The 23,599-nt window shown below is 45.8% G+C and carries 21 protein-coding genes; 14 read left to right on the forward strand and 7 right to left on the reverse strand.

Annotation, left to right across the window (positions count from 1 at the left end; all coding sequences use genetic code 11):
- Positions 1-8: 8 nt before the first annotated feature.
- The 3 genes from K5Q92_RS04385 to K5Q92_RS04395 all read left to right on the forward strand — a co-directional run bounded on the left by K5Q92_RS04385 (position 9) and on the right by K5Q92_RS04395 (position 2,532).
- Entirely contained in the window at positions 9-938 is a 930-nt protein-coding gene (locus K5Q92_RS04385) for a slipin family protein (RefSeq protein ID WP_220767838.1), read from the forward strand.
- The gene (locus K5Q92_RS04390; protein WP_220767839.1) at positions 938-1,876 is read left to right on the forward strand and encodes an SPFH domain-containing protein; all 939 of its coding nucleotides are present in this window, start codon (positions 938-940) and stop codon (positions 1,874-1,876) included. The genes K5Q92_RS04385 and K5Q92_RS04390 overlap by 1 nt, the downstream gene beginning before the upstream one ends.
- A gap of 242 nt (positions 1,877-2,118) precedes the next feature.
- Positions 2,119-2,532 carry an NUDIX hydrolase gene (locus K5Q92_RS04395; protein WP_220767840.1) on the forward strand — a complete coding sequence of 138 codons (414 nt, stop codon included), beginning with the start codon at positions 2,119-2,121 and terminating at the stop codon, positions 2,530-2,532.
- A gap of 18 nt (positions 2,533-2,550) precedes the next feature.
- On the opposite strand, the gene K5Q92_RS04400 is transcribed toward K5Q92_RS04395, so the two are convergent.
- A complete protein-coding gene (locus tag K5Q92_RS04400; RefSeq protein ID WP_259649486.1) occupies positions 2,551-4,569 on the reverse strand; it encodes a bifunctional diguanylate cyclase/phosphodiesterase in 2,019 nt (672 codons plus the stop codon).
- 454 nt (positions 4,570-5,023) lie between these two features.
- On the opposite strand from K5Q92_RS04400, the gene K5Q92_RS04405 reads away from it, so the two are divergent.
- The 4 genes from K5Q92_RS04405 (at position 5,024) to K5Q92_RS04420 (ending at position 9,592) form a co-directional block, all read left to right on the forward strand.
- Complete coding sequence (locus tag K5Q92_RS04405; RefSeq protein WP_220767842.1) at positions 5,024-5,377, forward strand: RidA family protein; 354 nt, start codon at positions 5,024-5,026, stop codon at positions 5,375-5,377.
- A 146-nt stretch (positions 5,378-5,523) separates the two neighbouring features.
- Positions 5,524-7,689 (forward strand): DNA helicase II, encoded by a 2,166-nt coding sequence (gene uvrD, locus K5Q92_RS04410; protein WP_220767843.1) that lies wholly within the window; start codon positions 5,524-5,526, stop codon positions 7,687-7,689.
- A gap of 162 nt (positions 7,690-7,851) precedes the next feature.
- Positions 7,852-8,718 (forward strand): 4-hydroxybenzoate octaprenyltransferase, encoded by an 867-nt coding sequence (gene ubiA, locus K5Q92_RS04415; protein WP_220767844.1) that lies wholly within the window; start codon positions 7,852-7,854, stop codon positions 8,716-8,718.
- A gap of 343 nt (positions 8,719-9,061) precedes the next feature.
- Positions 9,062-9,592 (forward strand): hypothetical protein, encoded by a 531-nt coding sequence (locus K5Q92_RS04420; RefSeq protein ID WP_220767845.1) that lies wholly within the window; start codon positions 9,062-9,064, stop codon positions 9,590-9,592.
- 7 nt (positions 9,593-9,599) lie between these two features.
- Here K5Q92_RS04420 and K5Q92_RS04425 read toward each other — a convergent pair whose 3' ends face one another.
- The 3 genes from K5Q92_RS04425 to K5Q92_RS04435 all read right to left on the reverse strand — a co-directional run bounded on the left by K5Q92_RS04425 (position 9,600) and on the right by K5Q92_RS04435 (position 11,669).
- The gene (locus K5Q92_RS04425) at positions 9,600-10,550 is read right to left on the reverse strand and encodes an alpha/beta hydrolase (RefSeq protein ID WP_259649487.1); all 951 of its coding nucleotides are present in this window, start codon (positions 10,548-10,550) and stop codon (positions 9,600-9,602) included.
- A gap of 148 nt (positions 10,551-10,698) precedes the next feature.
- Complete coding sequence (locus K5Q92_RS04430) at positions 10,699-11,277, reverse strand: nucleoside triphosphate pyrophosphohydrolase family protein (RefSeq protein WP_220767846.1); 579 nt, start codon at positions 11,275-11,277, stop codon at positions 10,699-10,701.
- A gap of 134 nt (positions 11,278-11,411) precedes the next feature.
- Positions 11,412-11,669 (reverse strand): hypothetical protein, encoded by a 258-nt coding sequence (locus tag K5Q92_RS04435; protein WP_220767847.1) that lies wholly within the window; start codon positions 11,667-11,669, stop codon positions 11,412-11,414.
- A 359-nt stretch (positions 11,670-12,028) separates the two neighbouring features.
- Between K5Q92_RS04435 and nhaC the strand changes: the two genes are divergently transcribed.
- Positions 12,029-13,546 carry a Na+/H+ antiporter NhaC gene (gene nhaC / locus K5Q92_RS04440; protein ID WP_220767848.1) on the forward strand — a complete coding sequence of 506 codons (1,518 nt, stop codon included), beginning with the start codon at positions 12,029-12,031 and terminating at the stop codon, positions 13,544-13,546.
- A gap of 349 nt (positions 13,547-13,895) precedes the next feature.
- On the opposite strand, the gene K5Q92_RS04445 is transcribed toward nhaC, so the two are convergent.
- Genes K5Q92_RS04445 through K5Q92_RS04455 form a run of 3 tightly spaced genes read right to left on the reverse strand, consistent with a single transcriptional unit; the run spans position 13,896 to position 16,898 of the window.
- Positions 13,896-14,480 carry a TlpA disulfide reductase family protein gene (locus K5Q92_RS04445; protein ID WP_220767849.1) on the reverse strand — a complete coding sequence of 195 codons (585 nt, stop codon included), beginning with the start codon at positions 14,478-14,480 and terminating at the stop codon, positions 13,896-13,898.
- Positions 14,473-14,919: a cytochrome c-type biogenesis protein gene (locus K5Q92_RS04450; protein ID WP_220767850.1), complete on the reverse strand. Its 447-nt coding sequence runs from the start codon at positions 14,917-14,919 to the stop codon at positions 14,473-14,475. Before K5Q92_RS04450 ends, K5Q92_RS04445 begins: the two co-directional genes overlap by 8 nt.
- A complete protein-coding gene (locus tag K5Q92_RS04455; RefSeq protein ID WP_220767851.1) occupies positions 14,916-16,898 on the reverse strand; it encodes a heme lyase CcmF/NrfE family subunit in 1,983 nt (660 codons plus the stop codon). The genes K5Q92_RS04450 and K5Q92_RS04455 overlap by 4 nt, the downstream gene beginning before the upstream one ends.
- A gap of 557 nt (positions 16,899-17,455) precedes the next feature.
- Here K5Q92_RS04455 and K5Q92_RS04460 point away from each other — a divergent pair.
- The 6 genes from K5Q92_RS04460 to nrfD all read left to right on the forward strand — a co-directional run bounded on the left by K5Q92_RS04460 (position 17,456) and on the right by nrfD (position 23,325).
- Positions 17,456-19,492, forward strand: a complete 2,037-nt coding sequence (locus K5Q92_RS04460) for a multiheme c-type cytochrome (RefSeq protein WP_220767852.1) — start codon at positions 17,456-17,458, stop codon at positions 19,490-19,492.
- 60 nt (positions 19,493-19,552) lie between these two features.
- On the forward strand, positions 19,553-19,981 hold the full coding sequence (locus K5Q92_RS04465; RefSeq protein WP_220767853.1) for a rhodanese-like domain-containing protein: 429 nt from the start codon (positions 19,553-19,555) through the stop codon (positions 19,979-19,981).
- Between the two features lie 38 nt (positions 19,982-20,019).
- Positions 20,020-20,823, forward strand: coding sequence for an FKBP-type peptidyl-prolyl cis-trans isomerase (locus K5Q92_RS04470; protein ID WP_220767854.1), 804 nt, complete (start codon positions 20,020-20,022; stop codon positions 20,821-20,823).
- Positions 20,824-21,115: 292 nt separating this feature from the next.
- The gene (locus tag K5Q92_RS24190; RefSeq protein ID WP_259649488.1) at positions 21,116-21,583 is read left to right on the forward strand and encodes a tetratricopeptide repeat protein; all 468 of its coding nucleotides are present in this window, start codon (positions 21,116-21,118) and stop codon (positions 21,581-21,583) included.
- 84 nt (positions 21,584-21,667) lie between these two features.
- Positions 21,668-22,375 (forward strand): 4Fe-4S dicluster domain-containing protein, encoded by a 708-nt coding sequence (locus K5Q92_RS04480; RefSeq protein WP_220767856.1) that lies wholly within the window; start codon positions 21,668-21,670, stop codon positions 22,373-22,375.
- Positions 22,376-22,377: 2 nt separating this feature from the next.
- Positions 22,378-23,325: an NrfD/PsrC family molybdoenzyme membrane anchor subunit gene (gene nrfD / locus K5Q92_RS04485; protein WP_220767857.1), complete on the forward strand. Its 948-nt coding sequence runs from the start codon at positions 22,378-22,380 to the stop codon at positions 23,323-23,325.
- The last annotated feature ends 274 nt before the right edge of the window (positions 23,326-23,599 follow it).

Below are 23,599 nucleotides of genomic sequence, written 5' to 3' on the forward strand. Positions count from 1 at the left end.
GGATCTCTATGTTCGCATTTACACTCTTTGTTCTATTTGTCTTTTTTATCCTCTATAAGTTGCTGCTAATTGTGCCTATGCGTGAGGTCAACGTGATTGAACGCTTAGGTAAGTTTCGCACCGTGCTTCAGCCTGGATTTCACTTTTTGATCCCGTTTTTTGATCGGGTAGCCTATAAGCATGAAATTCGTGAGCAGGTGCTCGACGTACCGCCACAAAGCTGTATCTCGAAAGATAATACCCAGCTAGAAGTCGATGGCTTAGTTTACCTCAAGGTCATGGATGGCAAGCTTGCCAGCTACGGTATTGAAGATTATCGCCGCGCGGCGGTAAACCTAGCACAAACCACCATGCGTTCAGAGATAGGTAAGTTAAGTCTAAGTCAGACATTCTCAGAGCGAGATAGCCTCAACGAGTCGATAGTACGAGAAATTGATAAAGCATCGGACCCCTGGGGGATCAAGGTGCTGCGTTATGAGATAAAAAATATCACACCGTCACGTAAGGTGATCCATACCCTAGAGAAGCAGATGGAAGCGGAGCGCAGTAAGCGCGCCGAGATCACGCTGGCCAATGCAGAAAAAGCCGCGATGATTAATCTGTCAGAAGGTGAGCGCCAAGAAGCGATTAATCTCTCTGAAGGTGAGAAACAGCGCCGTATTAACGAGGCGAAAGGTACAGCGCAAGAGATCGCTATTATCGCCCGTGCTAAGGCCGAAGGCATGGAGCTTGTCTCTGCTGCGCTTGCAAAAGAGGGCGGGCATGATGCGATGAATATGCAGCTTAAAGAGCAGTTTATTGCTCAGGTTGGCAAGATCCTCGGTGAGGCGGATGTGTCTGTCGTACCGGCTGAGCTAGCTAAGATTGAAGGTTTCTTTGAAGGTATGGAGCAGGTCTCTCATGCCGTGTCTGCCAATTCAGTGAAGGGAGCACGCTAATGAACATCTCAGGAATCGATACCGACTTAATTGTAATGGCTATCTGGGGCCTAATTTTTGCCATCTTTGTGATTAAGCTGTTTCAGTCTATTCGATTAGTGCCGACAAAATCGGCCTATATCGTTGAACGCTTAGGTAAATATCATTCAACTTTAGACGCGGGCTTTCATGCCTTAGTGCCTTTTGTCGATAAAGTGGCTTATATTCACGATCTCAAAGAGGAGACAATTGATGTCCCTCCACAGGAGTGTTTCTCTTGCGATGAAGTGAATGTTGAAGTCGATGGGGTTATCTATATCTCGGTGGTTGATCCTGTAAAAGCCAGTTACGGCGTTACTGATTACCGCTATGCCGCGATTCAGTTGGCACAAACCACGACACGTAGCGTGATAGGAACCCTAGATCTGGACCGCACCTTCGAAGAGCGCGATGTAATTAGTGCTAAAGTGGTTGAGGTACTAGATCAAGCTGGTGCCTTGTGGGGTATTCGTGTCCATCGCTATGAGATTAAAAATATTACCCCACCGGAAACCGTAAAAAATGCCATGGAGATGCAGGTGAATGCTGAGCGTGAGCGTCGTGCGTTATTGGCAAAGAGTGAGGGTGATAAGCAAAGTAAGATTAATCGCTCTGAGGGTATAAAAGCGGAGACCATCAATCACTCGGAAGGTGAGATGCAGCGCCGAATCAATGAAGCGGAAGGTAAGGGCGAGGAGATCTTAACTATTGCACGAGCCACAGCAGAGTCGATCGAGCGTATGGCCACCGTTATTGCTGCTCCGGGTGGTAAAAACGTGGTGCGCATGCAACTCGGGGCACAGTACCTTAAGCAGCTTGACGGTGTCAGCTCTGGACAGAGTAAGGTGATTCTGCCTGGTAATATGATGGACTTCGATCACTGGATGAATAGCATCGGCTTAGAAGAAGATAAGCAGTAGTCGGTTCGGACAAAGGTGACTCATTATGATGCTAGACCCTTCTTTAGGGTCTAGCATTTTTATAATACCAATCAGTATAAGAAGTTGAGCTGCTTAGAACGTTTTTGGCAAACTAATTCAAGGCGAATAACTGAAAGAATGGCCGCTCCCTTGTGAAGTTGTTCAACGCAGAAGTAGGCTGCCAAAACGCTCCAGAATGGCGAATGTGAGCACTTAATTCTTGTTAGCTTAGGAGGGGCTCGATGGCATTCGATGATAAGTTTAGACTCAGTAGTCACGCAGTTATCTTAAAACAAAGAGTGAGCGAGCCCAGTGTTTTATTACTTAAGGCTAGCTATGGTGACTGTCGCTGGGGGCTACCCGGCGGGGCTTTAGAGCCTGGAGAGACTATTCACGAGGCACTTTTGCGAGAATGCCAAGAGGAGCTAGGTGTGGCCGTTAAGGTGAAATACCTAAGCGGGGTCTATTATCACCGAGCGTACGATTCACAGGCCTTTATCTTTCGGTGTGAACTTAGTGACCAAGACAGTATTAGGCTCAGTGATGAACACAGTGAGTACCGTTTCATGCCGTTATCCGAGCTCCCAAATGTTCAGAAGCAGAGAGTTATCGATTGCTTAGACTACAACGGCGCCGTGGTCAGCCGTAAATTCTAATTGCAGCTTCTGCATGCCTCACATGGCCGTCAGGGGAATAGGGTTGTCTTGAGTCGCAAGATTTTCGTGGATCTCCTTATAGTGAGTGCCAATTTCGAGTAACTCTTCGAAGGGCACAGGCTTACTGATTAGAAAGCCTTGAGCATAATCACACATCATAAAGCTAAGCTCATCTAACTGTTCTTGAGTCTCGACCCCTTCGGCAATCACCCTGATCCCTAGAGCGTGAGCCATCTCGATGGTGGCGATGATCAACTCGTTACTCTTACCGTCTTTGTTCATATCGTTAATAAAGCTGCGATCAATTTTTAGGATCTCAAATGGATAGGTTCTTAGATAGCTTAGTGAGGAATAACCGGTACCAAAGTCATCCATGGAGATACAAAAACCCGCATCACTCAGCTGTTTTAAGGCATCTAAGGTATAGGCGTGACCGCTTAGTAGCACCCCCTCGGTTATTTCAAGCTCCAGATCCTCAGGGCGCATGCCGAATGTGTGCACCAAGTCTGTGATGCTTTGTACTAGGTTTGGATTTCTAAATTGCCTTGGGGAAAGGTTAATGGCGACTCGAAAGTCGTCATTAAACTTGTTTTGCCAAGTGGATGCCGCCTCTAACGCACATTTAAGAATAAAGTCGCCCATCAGTTCAATGACTCCAGTCTGCTCGGCAATAGGAATGAACTCGGCGGGTGATACGTTACCTAGAGTCGGATTATTCCAGCGCAGCAGGGCTTCGGCACCCATGATGCTACCATCTCTGATATCGAGTTGAATTTGAAAGTGAGCCCGGAGTTCACCCCGTTCGAGAGCGCCGTGTATCTGTTCCTCAATTGCTAGGCGGCGTGACACTTCTTTATTCATCGCATGGGTGAAGTAAGAGTAGGTATTTCTACCTATGCTTTTGGTGTGATACATGGCCGAGTCGGCATTTCGTAACAGTTCCGATGGCGTTTCACCATCATTAGGGTAGATGGCGATACCTATGCTGGCGGTCAGTACTAATTGTCGGTTATCGATATAGAAAGGCTTTCTAAACCCGCCAATGAGGTTCTCTGCTAGGGGTTGTGCATCACTGGCACTTGATAGGCCATCTAGCAATATGATGAACTCATCTCCTCCCAAACGGCCAACGGTATCTTCGGCTCTCGTGACATTAAGTAAGCGTTTCGATGCGCTGATAAGGAGCTGATCGCCCGCCTCATGGCCTAAGGAATCATTGATTTTCTTAAAGTCATCGAGATCGAGAAAGATAACCGCTAGCATCTGGCCATTTCTTTCACTGGCTTCGACTAACTGCTCGAGTCTCTTGAGTGCTAAAAAACGGTTGGGTAGGTCGGTTAGGCTATCGTAATGGGCTTGATGGCGAATAAGCGCTTCTGCCTCTCTGCGTTCGCTATTGTCATAAAAAGAGATCACCGCACCAGTTTTGTTGTCCTTTAGTGCTAGAGGTTGTGATTTGTAATCCACAGGAAAGCTACTACCATCGGCTCGCCAAAAAATATCTTCTTTAACCTCTCCATTACCGAGTTGCAGCGTCAATTCAGTAGAAGCGCTGCTTTGATAGATCAGCTCATGTATGTTGAAGCTTAGTAGTTGTTCAGGGCTGGAATATCCGAGTAATTGAGCGCATAGAGGATTGGCAAAAATACACTTTCCTTTATCGTCTATGGCATAAATCGCGACTGCTGCCGACTCAAGCACAGCCTCAAGAAGTGGCTCACTTGTTTGTTCCTCTTTTTGAATCAGGTCTCGTTCGGCTGTGACCCTTCTGTTTTTGCAGAGTTGTTTACGCTTTGCTTTTAATTCGTTTAATGAATGGAGCTTAGTGACATTGGACTGAGTCTTAGGGAGCTGTTCCATATCAAGCGAACTGTCGTCATTCGACAGAGATGGCTGCTGCTGAAAATGCAGCCAAAGACCGCCGAGTAGGGCGATATTTGCCGATAAGAGTAAGGGGATAATAATCTGGATTATAGGGCTTTGTGATGCGGAGCTAAATATCCAAAGCATGCCTAGGATAACGGTCAAAATTGTCATGAGAAGGCAAAGCAGCCATGGATTTATTGTCAATTTATTACTAATTTGCATACATCACATCCAGAGTTTGATAATGAAACTTTATCTCTTTCGACTGAATCGAGTAGGATTAAGGTCGCTGATAAGAGCAGGCTGTTTGTGAGGTTAACTGACAAGGTTTAGGTCTTGGTGCGTAAGCTACGCTGAAGAAAGCTTGTAGGGCTATTTGCTGGGTTATTTGTTGCTTTATTGGATAAGTCATATTTAGTCCTTTAAAAGTTCAGAAATCACATCCATTGATTAACTGCTGGCTATAAGTATAGGACCTAAATTTAAAAATGGTAAATACGCCAAATGTAACAAAACATCAGTTTGAATTATCGCTACTTTTCATTAGTAAATTGGGGTTGGCCTAGAAAACCTTAATTGAAAATGACTGTAATTATGAATGAATAATCGAGTGAAAGATCTAAATATGACTATTGAAAGAATTGAAACTGCTACCCGTATGAGCCGCATTGTTAAGCATAACGGAACCATCTATCTATGCGGTCAGGTGGCTAAGGATGCTGAGCAAGGTATTGCGGAGCAGACCCGTACCATGTTGGAAAAGGTTGATAGCCTACTCGAGCAAGCAGGTAGTGATAGAGAGCATATCCTGTCGGCAACAATTTACATCAAAGATATGCAATATTTTGCCCAGATGAATGAAGTGTGGGATGCATGGGTACCTGCTGGACATGCACCTGCTCGCGCCTGTGTAGAAGCCAAGATGGCTCGTGATGCGCTACTGGTTGAGATCTCTGTGGTTGCAGCAGAAAAAGCTTAACCAAAGTCTTCACTAGACTTCATTACCGAAGTGAAAGCTCACTTCGGTAATGGAGCTTCTCTCTTCTCGCTCTCCCCATTGTGGGAATCCTATCCCCGAGTTAGTCGATTCTGTTATACTGCCCGCCTGATTTTTTGGAGGCAATAATGGACGTATCTTCTTTACTAGACGGCCTAAACGACAAGCAGCGTGAAGCTGTTGGAGCACCACAATCCAGTATGCTGGTTTTAGCGGGTGCAGGTAGCGGCAAAACGCGGGTGTTAACCCATAGAATTGCCTGGTTGATGCAGGTTGAACAGCAAAGCCCTTATGCCATTTTGGCGGTAACCTTTACCAACAAAGCGGCAAAAGAGATGCGTGAGCGTGTAGAAAAAGTGGCTGGTGGCAATATGAGCCGTATGTGGATAGGTACTTTCCACGGTTTAGCACACCGTTTACTACGCACCCATTATAAAGATGCAAATCTGCCTGAAAGCTTCCAGATCTTAGACTCAGACGATCAACTGCGTCTGATCAAACGCATTTTAAAGAGCCTTAACTTGGATGAGAAACAGTATCCTCCAAGACAAGCCCAAGGCTATATCAACGGTAAGAAAGACCTAGGTCTACGCCCATCGCATATCGATGCGGGCGGTTTTCCGATTGAGCAAAATTTACTGAAGATCTACCAGATCTATCAAGACTCCTGCGATCGCGCTGGTCTAGTCGATTTTGCTGAGATCTTACTTAGAGCTCATGAACTATGGCTCAACAAGCCCCATATTTTGGATCACTACCAAGATAGGTTTAAGCACATCTTAGTGGACGAGTTCCAAGATACCAACGCCATCCAATATGCTTGGATCCGCGTGCTTGCAGGCTCAACGGCTAACGTGATGATAGTTGGTGATGACGATCAGTCAATCTACGGCTGGCGCGGCGCTCAGGTGGAGAACCTGCATAAGTTTTTAGCCGATTTCCCAGCTGCGCAAACCATTCGTTTGGAGCAGAACTATCGCTCGAGCGGTAACATTTTGAACGCATCGAACGAGCTGATCGCCAATAACCCAGATCGTATGGGCAAGAAGCTGTGGACCGATGATAAAGACGGTGAACCGATTGGCCTTTACTGTGCCTTCAATGAGATGGATGAGGCGCGCTTTATCGTAGGCCGCATCACCGATTGGCAAGATGAAGGGGGTAAGCTAGAGGACTGCGCTATTCTTTATCGCTCTAACGCCCAGTCACGGGTGTTGGAAGAGGCTTTGCTACATAAAGGTATCGCCTACCGTATATACGGTGGCCTACGCTTCTTCGAACGCCAAGAGATTAAAGACGCCATGGGTTACCTGCGGCTAATCAACAACAAGAATGACGATGCAGCCTTTGAGCGTGTGGTAAATACCCCAACCCGAGGTATTGGCGACCGAACCTTAGAAATTATCCGCACCACTGCGCGCCAGCAGGAGATGACGCTCTGGGAAGCGAGTCTTCGTTTACTTGAGGAGAAGGTCCTTGCTGGACGCGCTGCGAACGCTGTGCGTGGCTTTATGGATTTGATTGTGGCGATGCGTATGGATACCGATGAGCAGTCACTGCATCGCATGACAGACCACGTGATTCAAACCTCTGGCCTAAAAGCCATGTATGAAGCGGAGAAAAGTGAAAAAGCGCGTGCTCGTGTAGAAAACTTAGAAGAGTTGGTAACAGCAGCCCGAAGCTTTGTGATGCCTGAAGATCTAGAAGATATGGGCGAACTCAATGCATTTTTGTCTCATGCAGCATTAGAAGCCGGTGAGGGACAGGCTGACGAGTTTACTGACGCAGTGCAACTAATGACGCTGCACTCGGCTAAAGGTCTTGAATTCCCGATGGTATTTATGGCTGGTGTTGAGGAGGGGTTATTCCCAAGCCAGATGGCAATTGATGAAGGTGACCGCCTCGATGAGGAACGTCGTCTCTGCTATGTGGGTATGACCCGAGCCATGCAAAAGCTGTATATCACCTATGCTGAATCACGTCGTATTTATGGTCGTGAAAGTTTTGCAAGGCCATCGCGTTTTGTTAAGGAGATCCCTGAGCAATATGTGCAAGAGATCCGCATGCGCACTCAAGTTTCAGCGCCAGCAGTAAGCAGTCGCTTTAGTAAGCAAGATGATAGCTTTAATGATTCAGGCTTTAAGATTGGTCAACGTGTTATGCACCCTAAATTTGGTGAGGGCACGGTGACTAACTATGAAGGTAGTGGCGCACAGGCACGTATTCAGGTTAACTTTTTCGATGTGGGCAGTAAGTGGTTAGTGATCGCTTACGCACGCCTGGAGTCGTTATAGCCGTTACGGTTTACTATGGCTGAGCTAAGACTCAGCCTTATTTTTAGCCGATAAAACCTGCACTGATTTTATTTATCTCAATACTGGTTGAATACTGTTACAGCTCAGTCATAATGCGGTTACAAAATTAAAGGCCGAAGACGTTGTAGGAGAGCCTAATATATGAATTTTAGGGATAAACTTGACGTTTATATGCGACTCGCGCGTATGGACCGTCCCATTGGTACCTTGTTGCTATTATGGCCTTGTTTGATGGCCTTAACCTTTGCTGCAGCTGGCTTACCGGATCTTAAAGTCTTTATCATCTTTGTTGTCGGAGTGGTGGTGATGCGAGCCTGTGGCTGCATCATCAATGACTATGCCGATAGGGATCTCGACTCCCATGTAGAGCGTACTAAAGCTAGGCCGTTAGCCAGTGGTGAGATCTCCAGTAAAGAAGCCTTACTGCTATTTGTCGTTATGGCGCTATTTGCCTTTGGCCTAGTGCTGCTGCTTAACCCACTGGTCGTTAAACTCTCTGTTGTTGGGATCATTCTTACCATTATCTACCCTTTCACCAAGCGCTATACCAATATGCCACAGATGTTTCTCGGCACGGTATGGAGTTGGTCTATCCCTATGGCTTACGCGGCACAAACGGGGACGGTTCCAGCTGAGGCGTGGTGGTTATTTGCCGCTAACTGGTGTTGGACGGTGGCTTACGACACCATGTATGCCATGGTAGACAGAGACGATGACCTAAAAGTTGGCATCAAGTCGACCGCTATTCTGTTTGGTCGTTATGACAGACATATCATCGGGGCTTTTCAACTTGCGGCACTGAGCTGTTTTATTATCGCGGGGCTGGTGGCTGGTCGAGGCGAGATCTACGCCTTAGGTATTGCGGCCTTTATAGGCTTTGGCCTGTACCAACAAAAGCTGATCCATGGGCGGGAACGTGCGCCATGTTTTACTGCTTTTCTTAATAATAACTGGGCTGGCATGGTGTTATTTGCCGCACTGACGCTGGATTATTTAGTGTTAGCTTAGTCCCTCTGCTTAACACAAGAAACGCCTCTCACTAGAGGCGTTTTTTTATGCTTGATATCCATAGATATTCAATCTGCCAGTATCCTATCTGCGCTCAAGCGTACTTTCGTATACCTGCGCACCGAAGATCTCTGACTATACTTATCACTAAGACTTTAAAGGTTCACAGCAGGACATTAAGTATCTGCGATGCTCGGATAACTAAGCTGAGACAGAGGCCGTTAATCTGAGCTTATTGAGCTGAGACCGTTACGCTTAACTGTCTCAATTAGTGCCGTTAGGAGCATTCCTTCGGTCATGCTATCTAAAGTCACAAATGGATTTGATGACGATGGAGGGAATAATGTCGACTTGGGTGACTGCTTATGAGGCCGGACAGTGGGCGGAATATGAATTAGGCTTACTGCTTATTGCGGTTTTTATCTTACTTATTTGGTTGCTGGTTTGTCGCTTTAAGTCGCAAGGCCTTTTACGTTGGAGTCTGGCCATCGTTAGCAGTGTTACGTTAATGGGCTTATGTTTAACCAGTCGAGTCGATGCCCTGCAAATCAGCTCCTTACTGACGACGGGAAAGAATATTGAGGTGCTTAATGGTGAGTACCGCTATGGCGAGTATCACTTTCCCCATAGCTCTCGCTATGGCATTGATTTTCGCGAAATCCATATCGGAGAGCGGATCCTAAAGCTCTATCACAGCGGGTACTTGAAGCACAGTCGTTGCTATCGCAATTTCTATAATAGCAATCAATTTAGTGACAACATTGAGCTGCGGCTATATATCTATTGGTACGAGTATGAGCTGAGCCATAAGAGTGCGAGAGTTCGGCTCAAGACACCCTGTATCCTAAAGATTGAGCAGCGCAATATCGGTTAAATATGGCCTACTGGCTAACCCCCAGCTCGTGATTAAACAACCAGTCAATACCATGAATGGCCGAAGTAGCGAAGGCGGTAGCGTGATGAGCCTCATTAATAATTAGTAGTTTGCTGTTTAAATCGGGGTTATTCACTTCAAGATTGTTCAGTAACGCCTTAAAGTGCTGGGCATCGGCCACCATATCGTGATCTGAGTCCCCGCCTTCGCCGTTATGCTCTAGTGCACCGATGCCGATAAAGACATTGGCATCGATCTCCTTAAGTGAATTGATATTTTTTGCAAACTGGGTCAGAAAGTGTCGCTCTTGCCACCAAAGAGAGGGGCTGCCTAACAGATAGTTGCGGAACAGCTCGGGTTGCTTTAGCAGGATGTAAGCGCCAAACAGGCCGCCTAAAGAGTTACCGACATAGGTTCGTTGGCTGGGATCAACGCGAAAGTTCTGCTCCATATAGGGGATGATTCCATCTCGCAAGAAGCGCATGTGTCGTTCGGCACCACCTGTGACCTTCTTCCAGCTGCTATCTACACTAGGCGTATAGTCTCTAACGCGGCTGTGATCACTCCTAAGGCCAAGCTCCCAAGAGATCCCGACTATGATAGCTGGCTGCATCTGTTTTGAGTTCATAGGGAAACGAGTGACACCGGACATGATCTGGAAGGTATACATGGCATCGGTGAGGTAGATGACCGGATATTGCCTGTCTCTATTCTCTGAGGCTTTATAGCCTTTAGGCAGCTTGATATAGAGCTTATAGGTGCGCTCTTTATCATTAATTTGCACTGTATGACTACGGGGAATGCTAAAAGGGGTGGTTAAGTGTGCCGTGGCTTCAATGCTACGGTTATTCGCGTATGCAGGTATTGTGGCGAGCAGTACCAAGCTGGTTAGCAGTAAGCCAAGAAGTAGGGTCTTATTACGTAAGGTGAACATCTCAGTCTGCCAAATGTGAGTCATGACCTCAGTTTAGCGTTTTTTTTGTACAAAAGCTGCTGAAATAGATGGCTATTATGATGATTATTGGTGTAAGCCGAGCGGCATATCTGCAAGTTAGATCGGGTAAAGAGAAGCAGAGCACATCGACTCTGCTTATTTTGGCTAAAGCTTAGGCTTTGACTAGTTTCTCAAGATCCGCTGGGCGGTAGTAAACCGACTTGAGCACCTTGCCTTGGCGAACCACTTTACCTGCCATCTCAACGTCTTTAGCGCACTTAGCTATGATGAAGTCGCCCTTGGTGCTACCGACAATTTCTACTCCTTGTTTGGCGTAAAAGGCGATGGTTTCTTCAAGTTCTTGCTCATTACGACACACCTTACTCATGTTACTCGAGTGGACTTCATCCCAACAGGTAACGAAGTCAATTTCACGGTTCTTGGCAACGTGCAGCAGTAGATCGATAACATAGCTGATCTCAAGTCTATCGCTGACTTGCGTTGCACCCAGATGAACCAAGCGTCCCATCAATACGTACACAGAGTCGACGATGGCATCGGCCTGTTCTACACGACTGTCAGCTTCGGCTAGTTCAGTGAGTTCTTCGATAGCGAGCGATGTGTGCAGTGTATCGGCTTTATCATCCAGCGTGCTGATATCCTCAATCGGCAGATCGAAAGTCATGCGGAACTCTCGAATGTCGCGATAGAGGTGATCGTATAGTGGCTGATCTAAAGCTGATAATTTCATCGGTAATATGCCTTTGCTGCTAATGTGAATAATCAGGCGACATATTAAAGAAGTGATTGCTTAAATGAAAGCATATGGAGGCTAGTTATAAGCTCTTACAAGCAGGAAAATAGAGTTAAGTTGCAAGGCCTGAGTTAATCAATGCTGGATTGCGTGGTGCTACGTAGATGTAAAGCTACTTCGTCTTGGAGCCCTTGGATGAGTTCCTGTGTGTGCTGGTGAGGCACATCTAACTCAAGCCAGCCGTCAGTCCCCATGATTGAAAATTGATTGATAGCGATTATTTGGCCTTGGCGGATCTCTCCTTCGAGCTTAATGATACCAATGCTGGTGTTTAACCTACTGATGCTAAATTTTTGCATAAAGAGTTGTCGCTCACTTATTTCTCTCATTAAACCTATCTGTATCTGTTTTTAATTAATTTTGCAAAATTGTTGGTTTTTTAACTTGTTGTTCATCTTGCGGTGAATTTTTATTAATCCCAATCATGTTCCTTAAAAATGTTATTTCTCTGCATGCTTAACCGTTATACGCCGTTTTTGTTGAATTGCTAGGCTTGCTTGTCACATTTGTATCTGCTGTTGGCTCTTCATCACGGGGCTCTGCGCTAGACGGTGTTGTTAATTTTATGTAAGGATGTGGTTCCAGCCTAAGCACGTTAGCTTATTTTTTTAGAGATAAAACGATTTTGTTTTAGAGAGTTAATTTTAGAAAGAGTGCTTAGGTCATAAGAATAAGAAAAGGATGTAATATGAGCTCAAATAATGATCTTCAACAGTCAGAATCCGTGACAATGGATCCGCTACGAGACAACAAGCATTCCGCTCCCACTTTGCTCGATGCACTCTTACCTATTGTCGCCTTGGTGATAATGCTCACCGCCGCCGTTTATCTATTTTCCTCCGACAGTTCCTATGGCGCTAACCAAATAGCCTTGATTATGGCTGGCTGTATAGGCCTATTGATAGGTTGGAAAAATGGTTATAGCTGGGCGGAGATGGAGCAGGGCATAGTGCGCAGCATAGGAGTTGCCACCGGGGCGTTACTGATTCTATTTACCGTCGGTTCACTTATTGGAACTTGGATCCTGGCTGGTACAGTGCCGACCATGATCTATTACGGTATGTTGGTGTTAAACCCCGAATACTTTTACGCGGCATGTTGCCTGCTGTGCGCTGTTGTTGCCATCAGTATCGGTAGTTCGTGGACCGTTGCGGGCACCTTAGGTATCGCCTTAGTTGGTGTGGCATCTGCGATGGGGCTCAGCGTGGAGATCACCGCCGGTGCGATTATTAGTGGTGCCTATTTTGGTGACAAGATGTCGCCCATGTCAGATACCACCAACTTGGCTCCAGCCGTTGCCGGAACCGATATTTTTAGCCACATTCGCCATATGGTTTGGACTACCACACCCAGTATCATCATCGCGATGATCTGCTTTTTGCTATTAGGTTTTAATGCTCAGGCAGGCATAGAGAGTAATGACTTTGAGATGACACTCTCTTTGATCCAGACTCAATTTAACCCCGGTATTCATCTGTTGTTACCGCTACTGGTGGTGTTCATTTTAGCTTGGCGAAAAGTCCCCGCATTTCCCACCGTCATCATTGGTACTATCGCGGGTGCGGTTTGTGCGGCGTTATTCCAGTTTGATAATGTGGTCAAGTTTGCCAGTGACGATACCTTAATGCCGGTCGTCGCATTGGTAAAAGGTATTTGGGTGGCGATGTTTAATGGCTATAGCGCCAGTACCGGTGATGAGGTGTTAGACAGTCTGCTGAGTCGTGGCGGAATGAGCAGTATGATCAACACTGTGTGGCTGATCCTTTGTGCCATGACATTTGGTGGCATCATGGAGGTCACAGGATTATTAAAACGTATTTTGCAGAGTGTTTTGGGATTGGTGAAGTCTAGCGGTAGCCTGATGATCACCACTATAGCCAGCTGCATCGGTGCCAACCTCATCACCGCCGATCAATTTATCGCAATTGTGCTGCCAGGGCGTATGCTTAAGGTGGAGTATGCTAAGCGTGGGTTAGCGCCAGTTAACTTAAGCCGTACCCTAGAGGATTCGGCGACTATCACCAGCCCACTTATACCATGGAACACCTGTGGCGCGTATATGGCCAGTACCTTAGGGGTTGCGACAGTCGCTTACCTGCCATACGCCTTCTTCAACTTAGTGTGTCCGCTGATCAGCGCAGCTTATGCTCATTACGACTTTAAGATAGAGCGATTGACCCCAGAGGCGGAGCAAGCTCTGGCTTAATTGTTGTCTATCGGCCAAAAAAAGCGCCTTGTCGTTTGGGATACGACAAGGCGATGGCATAGCCTAAGATCACCATGGAGAGGTGAAGTTACCCACCGAGGTGGGCGTTTAGCGAGGAAAACAATGTTCAAATCACTTTAGGATCTAGAGCCTAGAGCACTCGCATACTCGTTTCGAGGACGCTTCGCGGCTAGAACGGACTCCGTCATGCTATACAGTCAAAAGACGGCATAAATGCCGACCTACACAGGGCTTTGCTCCTGCCTTTCCGTCTCAGCCCCTATCGGCAGTATCGTCTTAGCTTGATCCTAGGAGCTAAAACCTAGAACCTAGAACCTAGAACCTAGGCTTAACGATGCGCATACTTAGCTGTGAGCTTCTCAAGATACGGCTGCACTTCTTTGTCACCCCAATCAAGGTAACCACGTAGGAAGCCAACTAGGTTGCCTGAGCCGTCAAATACGTAGGTGGCTGGTACCACATCTGCTGGCATCACCTGATCGATAGTTTTCTTTGGATCTAACCAAGTTTGGTAATGACCAAGCTCATGGCGCTCTAGAAAGGCCTGCACCTTGTCACTCTCTTCATCGATAGAGATAGGCACAACAACCAAGTCGTTATTTTTGTTCACCTGACGGATATTTTCCATCTGTGGGATCTCTTTAATACAAGGTGCACACCAAGTCGCCCACAGGTTCACCAATACTAATTTGCCCTTAAATTGCTTGAGGTTTATCTGGCCACCTTGAGTGTCGGTAAAGGTCACATCAGGCACTTCGCGAGCGGACTGCATCTCGATAAATCGCGACATGATCAGCGGCTTTTCAATCGCTTTACCTGTGTTGTAGACCTTTTTCGTGACCACTTGGGCTTGTGCTGGCATAAGTAAAGACGAGAAAACCAGTAAGCAGCTGAGTAAATGTGTTTTATTCATAGGTATTACCATTAGTATCTTGATGTTTACGTTGTTCTCGGATCAATACGGCTGCGATGGCAACAATACCGAGAAGCAGAAGAATGGGGCCAAACCATAGCAGGGCGGTAGCTGCCGAAAAGCTAGGTTGATATCTGATTTTTTCGCCATAGCGCTGCACCAGAAAATCGATGATCTCAGCCTTAGACTCACCTTGCTCTAGCATCAAAAAGATCTGTCCTTTTAGCTCACTGGCGATAGGCGCGCCTGAGTCAAATAGGTTCTGATTGACCGACATTGGGCAGCGTAGCTCATGGGCAATCTCAAAACCCAAGTCACGAATTTGATCTGGGGTGTAATGGATTTTATCTGATGCCGCCTGTGCAGAGATACTGATACAAAGCAAGATGGCTAGGCCTGCCAGTAAGCCTGCTAGCGTAGATGTGTATGCTTTGCTCATGCTAGCTCCTTAGCGTCGAGTGTATTGACTGTATCTGTGTACTGCATTGCTTGCGAGCTCGCCTGTGTACGGCCTAGGCTATAAAGACCCGAGAAAGCGGCGATACTGCCACCGAACATCATCATTAAGCCACCAATCCAGATCCAGCAAGCTAAAGGTTTGTGACTAATCCGCACTAGGTACTCAGTCTCGCTAAGCTGCTGACCGCTAGAGACATACAGATCGCGGAGCAAATTACGCATGATACCCGCTTGAGTCGTCTCCATAGCGTTAGTCTTAAAGGTTTGGCGCTGGGGCGTGATATAGCCGATGAAGTTGTCATTACTATCGGTGACACGAATATTGGCCTGAATAGCGGTATAACTAGTGGCATCAACATCGACGGTATCTTCATAGACAAAGGTGTAGCCTGCCACGACCTTACCTTGACCGGGCCCCATTCTAAGCAGCTCTTGAGACTCAAAGTTAGACACAGCGGTCGCACCAATAATACTTATCGCTACACCTAAATGAGCTATCAGCATGGCTCCTTTCTTAGCAATCTTCGTAGTGCCTTGCGAACGTAAGCTAAACACTAAGTAGCCAAGGGTGAGGAATATCCAGCTTGCAGCCGTGGCACCAATAAATACCCAAGGGTTAAAACCGTCGCGGGTTTGCAGCGCAAAGAGAATACCTATAGCGGCTGCGGCGGCAAATAGAAACAGTAAGGGCTTTAGCGACTTAAGTGATTGCTTCCGCCATTTGAGTAAAGGGGCGGCACCCATTAATAACACGGCGATAAAGGTTAACGGCACAAACATACTATTAAAGTAAGGTGCACCAACTGAAAGCGTCCCAAGATTTAATAGCTCGAATAGCAAGGGGTAAAAGGTGCCCAGTAGCACCGAAATCGCCGCCACTACTAATACGATATTACCTAGCAGAATCAAGCTGTCGCGGGAGACGAGCGCAAAGTCTGACTTTGATTTGATTAAGTTCGCTTTGAGGGCAAACAGGGTCAGTGCCCCACAAACAAAGACGCCTAAAAGGAACAGAATTGACATACCGCGAGTCGGGTCAGACGCAAAGGCGTGCACCGACTGCACAATGCCAGAACGCACCAAGAAGGTACCTAACAAGCTTAAGGAGAAGGCTAGCAGGCATAGCAATAACGTGGTGACTTTAAAGCTGCTGCGATGCTGGCTGAGTACCACGCTGTGCAGCAGTGCCGTTGCCACTAGCCAAGGGATAAATGAGGCGTTTTCAACGGGATCCCAGAACCACCATCCACCCCAGCCAAGTTCGTTATAGGCCCACCATGAACCAAAGGCATTACCACCGGTTAGAAATACCCACGCCATCAATACCCAAGGGCGTAGATAGCTAGCATGTTGCTGGGTAAACTTGCCGCCAAGCAGCGCGGCAATGGCTGCCGCGAAGGTGATCGTCAAGCCGACGTAGCCGAGGAACAACATAGGCGGATGGAAGATAAGACCTATGTCTTGCAAAATAGGGTTAAGGTCGCGCCCTTCAATGGGGAAGTTGGGCAGCAAGCGGGCAAATGGATTCGAGGTAAACAGCATGAACAGGTTAAAGCCGGCAATCACAAACGCCAATATAGCAATCATGCGTCCAATAAATAACGGATCCTGATAGCGTGATGAGAATACAATTAAGCAGCCCCAAATCGCGATTGCGACCACCCAAAATAGCATAGAGCCTTCATGGCTGCCCCAGACCGCCGCTACCTTATACAAAGTGGCTAACTGAGTGTTGGAGTGGTTGGCAACATAAGCCACCGAGAAGTCGTTGACAAGAAACGATATCAATAGACATAAAATAGCGGCACTAATGGTGACCGTCATTAACGCAGTGAGCGGCTTTACATAGCTAAACAGATAACTATTTTTAGTATAAGAAGCATAGAGCGGAATAAATGACAGCATTAAGGCTGCCACCGTACTAATAATTAGAAAAATAAGTCCGAGTTCTGGAATCATCTTATTAAATTCTCTATGTTCTAAGAAAATGTTGTGTAAATATAATTTACTTTTAAACCTTGGTGATTATTTGGCTTTATAAATAACTGCGCATTAAGTGATCGGTCAATAAAGTTGTTATCAATTAACACTCTTTTAAATTATCTTTATTTTTAGCCATTCTATTTAAGCCGAGTCTTACTCGTTTGGCTTAGGGTAGGTTATATTAGTGAAGTGTTTTGTGACCTCTCTAGCCTTTATCAAACCCCATCTCTAATCTGATATTTTTTCATATGTAAACAGCGTTTTTTTAGAAGCTTTTAGATATCAAAAAAAACAATTACAAGTGAAAAACCTGTGCTGTACACTGTTGTAAGTTTTTGTTTTAGCTTTATTTTTAGCGATTTTTTACTATCTGTATTTTCCTAGATCTCATTTTTTGCGGTGACGCATATTTTTCGCAAAAAAGATGTGGAAAATAGCCTCAACTCAATTGTTAAGTGGTTCAGCTAAACAAGAGAGTGCCTTAGTTGAATGATGATGAAAATACTATAACTAGGTTATAACTAGGAGTGATGATGAAAAGTTGGAAACTTAAAGCAGCCGCAAGTGTGCTGTTTTGTTTCGGCGCTGTTGGTGCTGCAAATGCCGCTGGTGGCAAGTACAATAGCGTTCCTGAAATGGGTGAGTCTGCTAAAAATGCAATTGCAAACTATGCAGGTACTGAAAGAGTGACAGGTGTTAAATCACTGCACGATTATATTGTTCAAGAAGATGAGCTATTTGATTTCTTATTTCAAAACCATCCAATGTTCAAATATCAAGAGGAAGGCAACTTAATTGGTGATTACCATATTAGTGACCGTGGTGAAGAATATTTAGATACTGGCGGAAGCCAGGCATACAGTAAGCGTGTGGGTCGCCCAAGCGCGGTTCAGTACCGTTTAGGTGCTAAATCGACATTGGATTTCCCAAACAACTTCGTAGGTCCAGAGAAGTGTGGTGAGTGTCACGCGACTCAGTTCGAGAAATGGCAACGTTCGCGTCACGCAAACGTAGTTCGTTTCCCAAGCGAAATTACAGATAAAGAAGTTCCAAACGGCGACTTGAACGCAAAACTATACGGTAGTGATGCTTCTATGCTACCAGATGGTATTCGTGCTAACGACGTATACGCAATCATCGGTACGCCACGTACTAAGTATGGTTTCTTAGACTCATGGCTAGTTCGTGGTACTTACCACGTGCGTGACGGTCTACTATCTGAAGGCACAGGTAAGATGGTTGCCGGTGCTAACCAGTTCTCTCGTGGTTGGGCTGAATGGCTAACACCAGAGATGGCTAAGAAGATTAACAAGGCTATCCCTGAGTTCCCAACAACGCTAGAAGAATTTGGCGGTACAGGTTCTCACCAGTGGGGTATGACCTCATACGGTGCTAAGTACGAGAAAGAGATGCTATTCCAACCTGGTAGCTCTTACTGTGAAATGTGTCATACCTACAAGTTTGACTTCCAAAACAAGCAAGAGTTCTTCGATGCACTTGGCGATGCTAAGAAGCTTCAAGAGCACACTATCTCTAAGGGTATCTCTTGTGAAGAGTGTCATGGCGCGGGCGGTCACTTAGATGGCGGTACTGGCGGCATGCAGTCTAACTGTGAACGTTGTCACCAGCGCTTCTTCTTCGTTGATGAGCTAGCAGATACTGAACAGGCACAAGAGAAGATGGAATACGCATTCGGCGTATACATGAAGTCTGCTTGTCCATCTTGTGGTACTGAAGGTTCACAGATGTTTGCTTCTGCTCACTACGAGAAAGGCATGCGTTGTACTACCTGTCACGATCCACACGAAGTGACTGATGGCGACTTCCTATCTGGTTTCTCTAAGCCAATGTTGAAGAAAGACTGTGTTGACTGTCACGAAGCGCAAGCAATGATCGCTGACAACACGGACACGCACAGCAACCAAACTTGTCAAAGCTGTCACATGCCTAACATGGGTAGCTGTGAAAACTTCGCTGCGATTCAGTTCCCAGACAACGCAGGTTTCGATGCCGTACGTCGTTCACACATGTGGAAGATCGATATCGACCCAGAGCGTAAGACTCTGAACCCACCTGCTGGTCAGCCACGTGATTCAGGCGTTAAAGGCTGGACTGTTGCTAAGAACGAAGAAGGTCACAACTACTTAGACTTAATGTGGTCATGTGCTCGTACAGCTATCTCTGACAAAGACGTTGTGGATAACAAGGGTTGTCACAGCCCATTCCAGTCTGAACTAGAAACTGGCATGCACTACAACGACCAGCTAGAGATCTACGGCGAAGTGATGAAGATGCAAACACCAGTTAAAGAGGTGTACGCACAAGTTGAACAAGCTCTTGAGCGCATCGATACGCTACTAGAAGTGACTAAGCTGTCTACTGCAGACAAGACTGAAGTCCTAATGCTAGCTGAGAAAGCACAAGAAACTATCGATCTAATCAAGAAAGATGGTTCATGGGGTGTTCATGGCTTCCGTTACAGCCAGAAGCGTCTAGACGCAGCCCTAACTTATGTTACCCAAGCTCAGAACATTCTAGACGGTGTTGGTTACAGCGCTAAAAAGATGTAATTGAGTTAATACCTGCCTCAACCTAGGTGCGCTTAGGTTGAGGTAACTAAGAGAGAAACTATGAATAGAGTACTGGGAAGTGTCGTTTTCACCGTCTTTTTGTCAATGCTATCGGCGGGGAGTTATGCCGGTGGTGGTCAAGAGATGGGCCCTGCTAAATATTATGATGAGCCGTTAAATACAATCACCATGATGGAAGCAGAAACCTTAGTGGGCAAAGAGGGAGTCTACTTCTTCGATGTCAACACATTGGAATTATGGGCAGAAGGATTCATTCCAGGCGCTGTTTATTTCAACGTAAAAAATTGGAAAGACTTGCTGCCGAAAAACAAAGACGCACAGATGATTTTCTACTGCGCAAACCGTCTTTGTAATGCCAGTGAAATTGCTGCTCGACACGTGATGAAGCTGGGGTATACCCAAGTTCGTCAGATGCCTGATGGGATCTATGGATGGCGTTTATCGAATCGAGTAACAGAAAAGCCATAACGGATTATGTAAATTTATTTTTTAGTGAGATTGATTGTATGAAAAAGCTTAAAAAGAGTGTATTGGCCGTTGTGTCTTGTCTAACCATGTCAGTATCAGTGGCGTGTTTTGCTAATAGCGACCTGACTACTGACGTTGAAAAGGAATCGTACAGTATTGGTGCTTCATTTGGTCATCATATTTCTAGTCAGATTTATGGCCAAACTCAGCTAGGCGCTGAAGTGAATATGGATGTGCTGGTTGGTGGTTTGCTCGATGCTTTAAAGGACGAAACCAAAATGTCTAAAGAAGAGATCGTGACCTACCTGAACCAACGTGCTGAAACGCTAAATGCGGCTAGGCAGGTCAAGTTAGATGCACTGACAGCTAAAAACTTAGCTGCAGGTGAAGCTTTCATGGCTGAAAACCGCAAAAACAGTCAAGTAAAGCAGACGGAGTCTGGTTTGCAATATGAAGTGCTAACTATGGGTGAAGGCAAGATGCCACAGGGCAATGATGTTGTCACCGTGCACTACAAAGGCAGCTTGATTGATGGCACAGAGTTTGACAGCACTTACGACCGTAACGAACCGAACCGTTTCTCATTAGTTACCGTTATTGAAGGCTGGCAAGAAGGTCTTGCCTTAATGCCGGAAGGGTCAAAATTTAAGTTAACAGTTCCGCCTGCACTTGCATACGGTGAACGTGTTGTTGGCATGATTCAACCTCAATCTACTTTGGTATTTGAAGTGGAATTGGTCAAAGTTGAAGAGCCTGGTGAGAACTCTCACGGCATGGGTCTAAGTGGCATGGGTATGGGCGGCATGATGGGCGGCATGATGGGCGCCAATCCACACAAATAAATTTGATATTAATTATTGATATAGAGTCAAAATGAATACCTTGCTTATAAGTATCTCAATTATTTTATTTTGTTCGTCGGCATTTCTTTTTTGCCATCATTTTAGATATGGCACCAAGATCCAAGACTTGCAGAATGAGATTGGGAACAGTTTTGACTCTAATAGTTGCATCGCCGCAAATGATGTGAACTCAAACAATAATTACCCTTTTGGATTCATTAGCTTATTTCTAATTAGCGTTTCTGTTTTTCTCTATCTGACGTTAGGCAGATATCAAGACTTGGACTCGGCCATGGCTGACTACAATGTCGATTATCTGCTGGTTGCCGATATAAACAAGGGGCAGAAACTCGCCGAAAAGAATCCTGATGATCCACTGGTGTTATTAGGCTTAGCCCAATCGTATATCGATGGTGGCTTATATAAAGATGCGATCGAAACCTTAGATCAATTGCTGGTGATTAACAGCGAGAACACTGAGGCCTTAGGGTTAAAAGCATCATCCATGTACTACCGAGATGGTCGGGTAATCAACATGGACACCTCTTTAGTGATCGCGAGGGCGCTAACTCTGCATCACGAAGAGCTCAATACCCGCTTACTCATCGCCAATGATGCATACCTCAATGGTAACTACCAGAAGGCGATAGATAACTGGAATATTGTGTTAACCAATAAGGTTCAAGTGTTTAATCGTGACGCTATTAATTTTGCAATTGAAAAGTCTAAGCAAAAACTCACGCAAGTTGGTTTCGACTAACTCATTAACGCCTAAATAGACGCTAGAAAAATATTAAATTAAAAAAATAACGTGTCGGTTTAATACCGATAATCGGAGGATGCTGTGAGTGAAAATATAGAGAGACGGAGGTTCCTTAAAGGTCTAGGAGCCAGCTCTTTGATATTGGCACCGCTTGGGTGTAGCTCGGTCAAAGACAAGGAAGATACCAACAAGCCGCACTATGTAATGGTTTTCGACCAAAACAAATGTGTTGGTTGTGGCGAGTGTAAGGAGGCCTGTAACAAGGCTAACCACTTGCCAGAAGGTAAATCTCGCCTGTTAATGGAAGAGCAATCAAGCGCCGTTGAAGGTCAACCTTGTCCACACTGCGGTAAAACAACTGACTGTGGTTGTCAGCGTAAGTTTGTGCGTGTTTCATGTCAGCAATGTAAGAATGCTCCTTGCGTAACAGTTTGCCCAACAGGCGCTGCACATCGCGATGAGAAGACTGGCATTGTGACTATGGATGCTGCGAAATGTGCTGGTTGTAAATACTGTATCGGTGCTTGCCCTTACGATGCACGTTTTATCAATAAAGAAACTGACGTAGCCGACAACTGTGACTTCTGCCTAAACAGCAAGCTTGCTATTGGCGAGTTACCAGCTTGTGTTCAGCAGTGCCGTTACGACGCGTTGATCTTTGGCGATGCAAACGATCCAACTTCATATGTGAGTAAGCTATTAGCAGTTAAGGACTCGGTACGTATTAAGCCGGGCTTCGGTACTGAACCTAGCCTGCGTTACATCCCTATTGTGAAGCTAGGAGTATAGTCATGGACGGTAATATTGAATTTACAATGGGCCTTTCACAAGGCATCGCTTGGCCTTGGCCGATTGCGGTTTACCTGTTCTTTGCTGGTATCTCTGGTGGTGCACTAGCGGTAGCGCTGTTCATTCGTTTTTATAAAAAGCAAACTGAAAACACGCCTTTCCTTAAGGCGGCGTCTTTAGTTTCATTAGTGACGATTGCACTGGGTATGATCTGTCTAGTTCTAGACTTAACAAACCCACTGTTCTTCTGGCGAATCTTGGTGTTCTACAACCTAAACTCAGTGATGTCTGTGGGTGTTATCGCCCTGTCTGCATACATTCCTTTGGTAGCGTTGGTGACACTGTTCGCACTAGAAGAAGAGATCAAAGCATACAAGTCGTTGCATTTCTTGTTGCCAATTATCGACAAGTTACGCGGTATTCGCTCGCCATCTGAAAAGCTAGTACTGGTACTTGCTATGTCAGTGTGTGCTTACACCGGCTTCTTGATCTCTGCGTTAATTCGCTTCCCTATTATCAATACCTCAGTATTGCCTGCGCTATTTGTTGCGTCAGGTTTATCTGCCGGTGCTGCAGCTGCAAAAATGATTGCAGTATCAGTATTTAAAGAAGACCTACACAGCAAAGATATGCATACATTACACGGCCTAGAGTGGCCAGTAATGGCGGCAGAAGCCCTGTTCCTATTCATGATTATCATGTCTTTGGCAACAGGCAATGCAGGTGCACAAGCTGCATTCGCTGGGTTCCATACCGGTGTTTGGGCCAATGTGTTCTGGATAGGTGTTGTGGGTATTGGTTTTGTTGGTCCACTACTGCTTAACTTCGCCACCGGTAAAGCGTTCAGCCATTCGGCTAAAGCGTTTTTCATGTCTGGTATGTGTGCAGTAGTTGGCATGATGTGCCTGCGTTTATTCATCATTTACGCTGGTCAGTTAAATGCCATCTAGTTGGAGTTATCGATAAGCTATTAACGCCCCCTAAGTTAACAGAACTGTCGATTAGTCCAATGTGTAAAAGTAGTGAGTCTGCGGTGACTCCTCCCCAATCGCTGAGGTTATGCCTTAGCGGTGGAGTGACCAAAGACTCAATACTAATAGTGCTAGCAAGGTTTAATTGTGGTGTTGAGGCATAGGTTCGTTAAGGGCTTTCCCTATGGGCGCTTGATGAACTATTCGCTTTAGCTTTATAGCAATTAATTGCGCTAGCTGTGAGTAAGCTTGC

This window comes from Shewanella sp. MBTL60-007, assembly GCF_019654915.1.
Lineage (GTDB): Bacteria > Pseudomonadota > Gammaproteobacteria > Enterobacterales > Shewanellaceae > Shewanella.

Bases quoted from the DNA above. Each gene is read 5' to 3' on its own strand.
- K5Q92_RS04425 (WP_259649487.1), bottom strand. From the start codon at position 10,550: ATGACTCACATTTGGCAGACTGAGATGTTCACCTTACGTAATAAGACC.
- K5Q92_RS04445 (WP_220767849.1), bottom strand. From the start codon at position 14,480: ATGAATAAAACACATTTACTCAGCTGCTTACTGGTTTTCTCGTCTTTA.
- K5Q92_RS04430 (WP_220767846.1), bottom strand. From the start codon at position 11,277: ATGAAATTATCAGCTTTAGATCAGCCACTATACGATCACCTCTATCGC.
- uvrD (WP_220767843.1), top strand. From the start codon at position 5,524: ATGGACGTATCTTCTTTACTAGACGGCCTAAACGACAAGCAGCGTGAA.
- K5Q92_RS04420 (WP_220767845.1), top strand. From the start codon at position 9,062: ATGTCGACTTGGGTGACTGCTTATGAGGCCGGACAGTGGGCGGAATAT.
- ubiA (WP_220767844.1), top strand. From the start codon at position 7,852: ATGAATTTTAGGGATAAACTTGACGTTTATATGCGACTCGCGCGTATG.
- K5Q92_RS04390 (WP_220767839.1), top strand. From the start codon at position 938: ATGAACATCTCAGGAATCGATACCGACTTAATTGTAATGGCTATCTGG.
- K5Q92_RS04400 (WP_259649486.1), bottom strand. From the start codon at position 4,569: ATGACAATTTTGACCGTTATCCTAGGCATGCTTTGGATATTTAGCTCC.
- K5Q92_RS04395 (WP_220767840.1), top strand. From the start codon at position 2,119: ATGGCATTCGATGATAAGTTTAGACTCAGTAGTCACGCAGTTATCTTA.
- K5Q92_RS04460 (WP_220767852.1), top strand. From the start codon at position 17,456: ATGAAAAGTTGGAAACTTAAAGCAGCCGCAAGTGTGCTGTTTTGTTTC.
- K5Q92_RS04465 (WP_220767853.1), top strand. From the start codon at position 19,553: ATGAATAGAGTACTGGGAAGTGTCGTTTTCACCGTCTTTTTGTCAATG.
- nhaC (WP_220767848.1), top strand. From the start codon at position 12,029: ATGAGCTCAAATAATGATCTTCAACAGTCAGAATCCGTGACAATGGAT.
- nrfD (WP_220767857.1), top strand. From the start codon at position 22,378: ATGGACGGTAATATTGAATTTACAATGGGCCTTTCACAAGGCATCGCT.
- K5Q92_RS04405 (WP_220767842.1), top strand. From the start codon at position 5,024: ATGACTATTGAAAGAATTGAAACTGCTACCCGTATGAGCCGCATTGTT.
- K5Q92_RS04385 (WP_220767838.1), top strand. From the start codon at position 9: ATGTTCGCATTTACACTCTTTGTTCTATTTGTCTTTTTTATCCTCTAT.
- K5Q92_RS04435 (WP_220767847.1), bottom strand. From the start codon at position 11,669: ATGAGAGAAATAAGTGAGCGACAACTCTTTATGCAAAAATTTAGCATC.
- K5Q92_RS04455 (WP_220767851.1), bottom strand. From the start codon at position 16,898: ATGATTCCAGAACTCGGACTTATTTTTCTAATTATTAGTACGGTGGCA.
- K5Q92_RS24190 (WP_259649488.1), top strand. From the start codon at position 21,116: ATGGCTGACTACAATGTCGATTATCTGCTGGTTGCCGATATAAACAAG.
- K5Q92_RS04470 (WP_220767854.1), top strand. From the start codon at position 20,020: ATGAAAAAGCTTAAAAAGAGTGTATTGGCCGTTGTGTCTTGTCTAACC.
- K5Q92_RS04450 (WP_220767850.1), bottom strand. From the start codon at position 14,919: ATGAGCAAAGCATACACATCTACGCTAGCAGGCTTACTGGCAGGCCTA.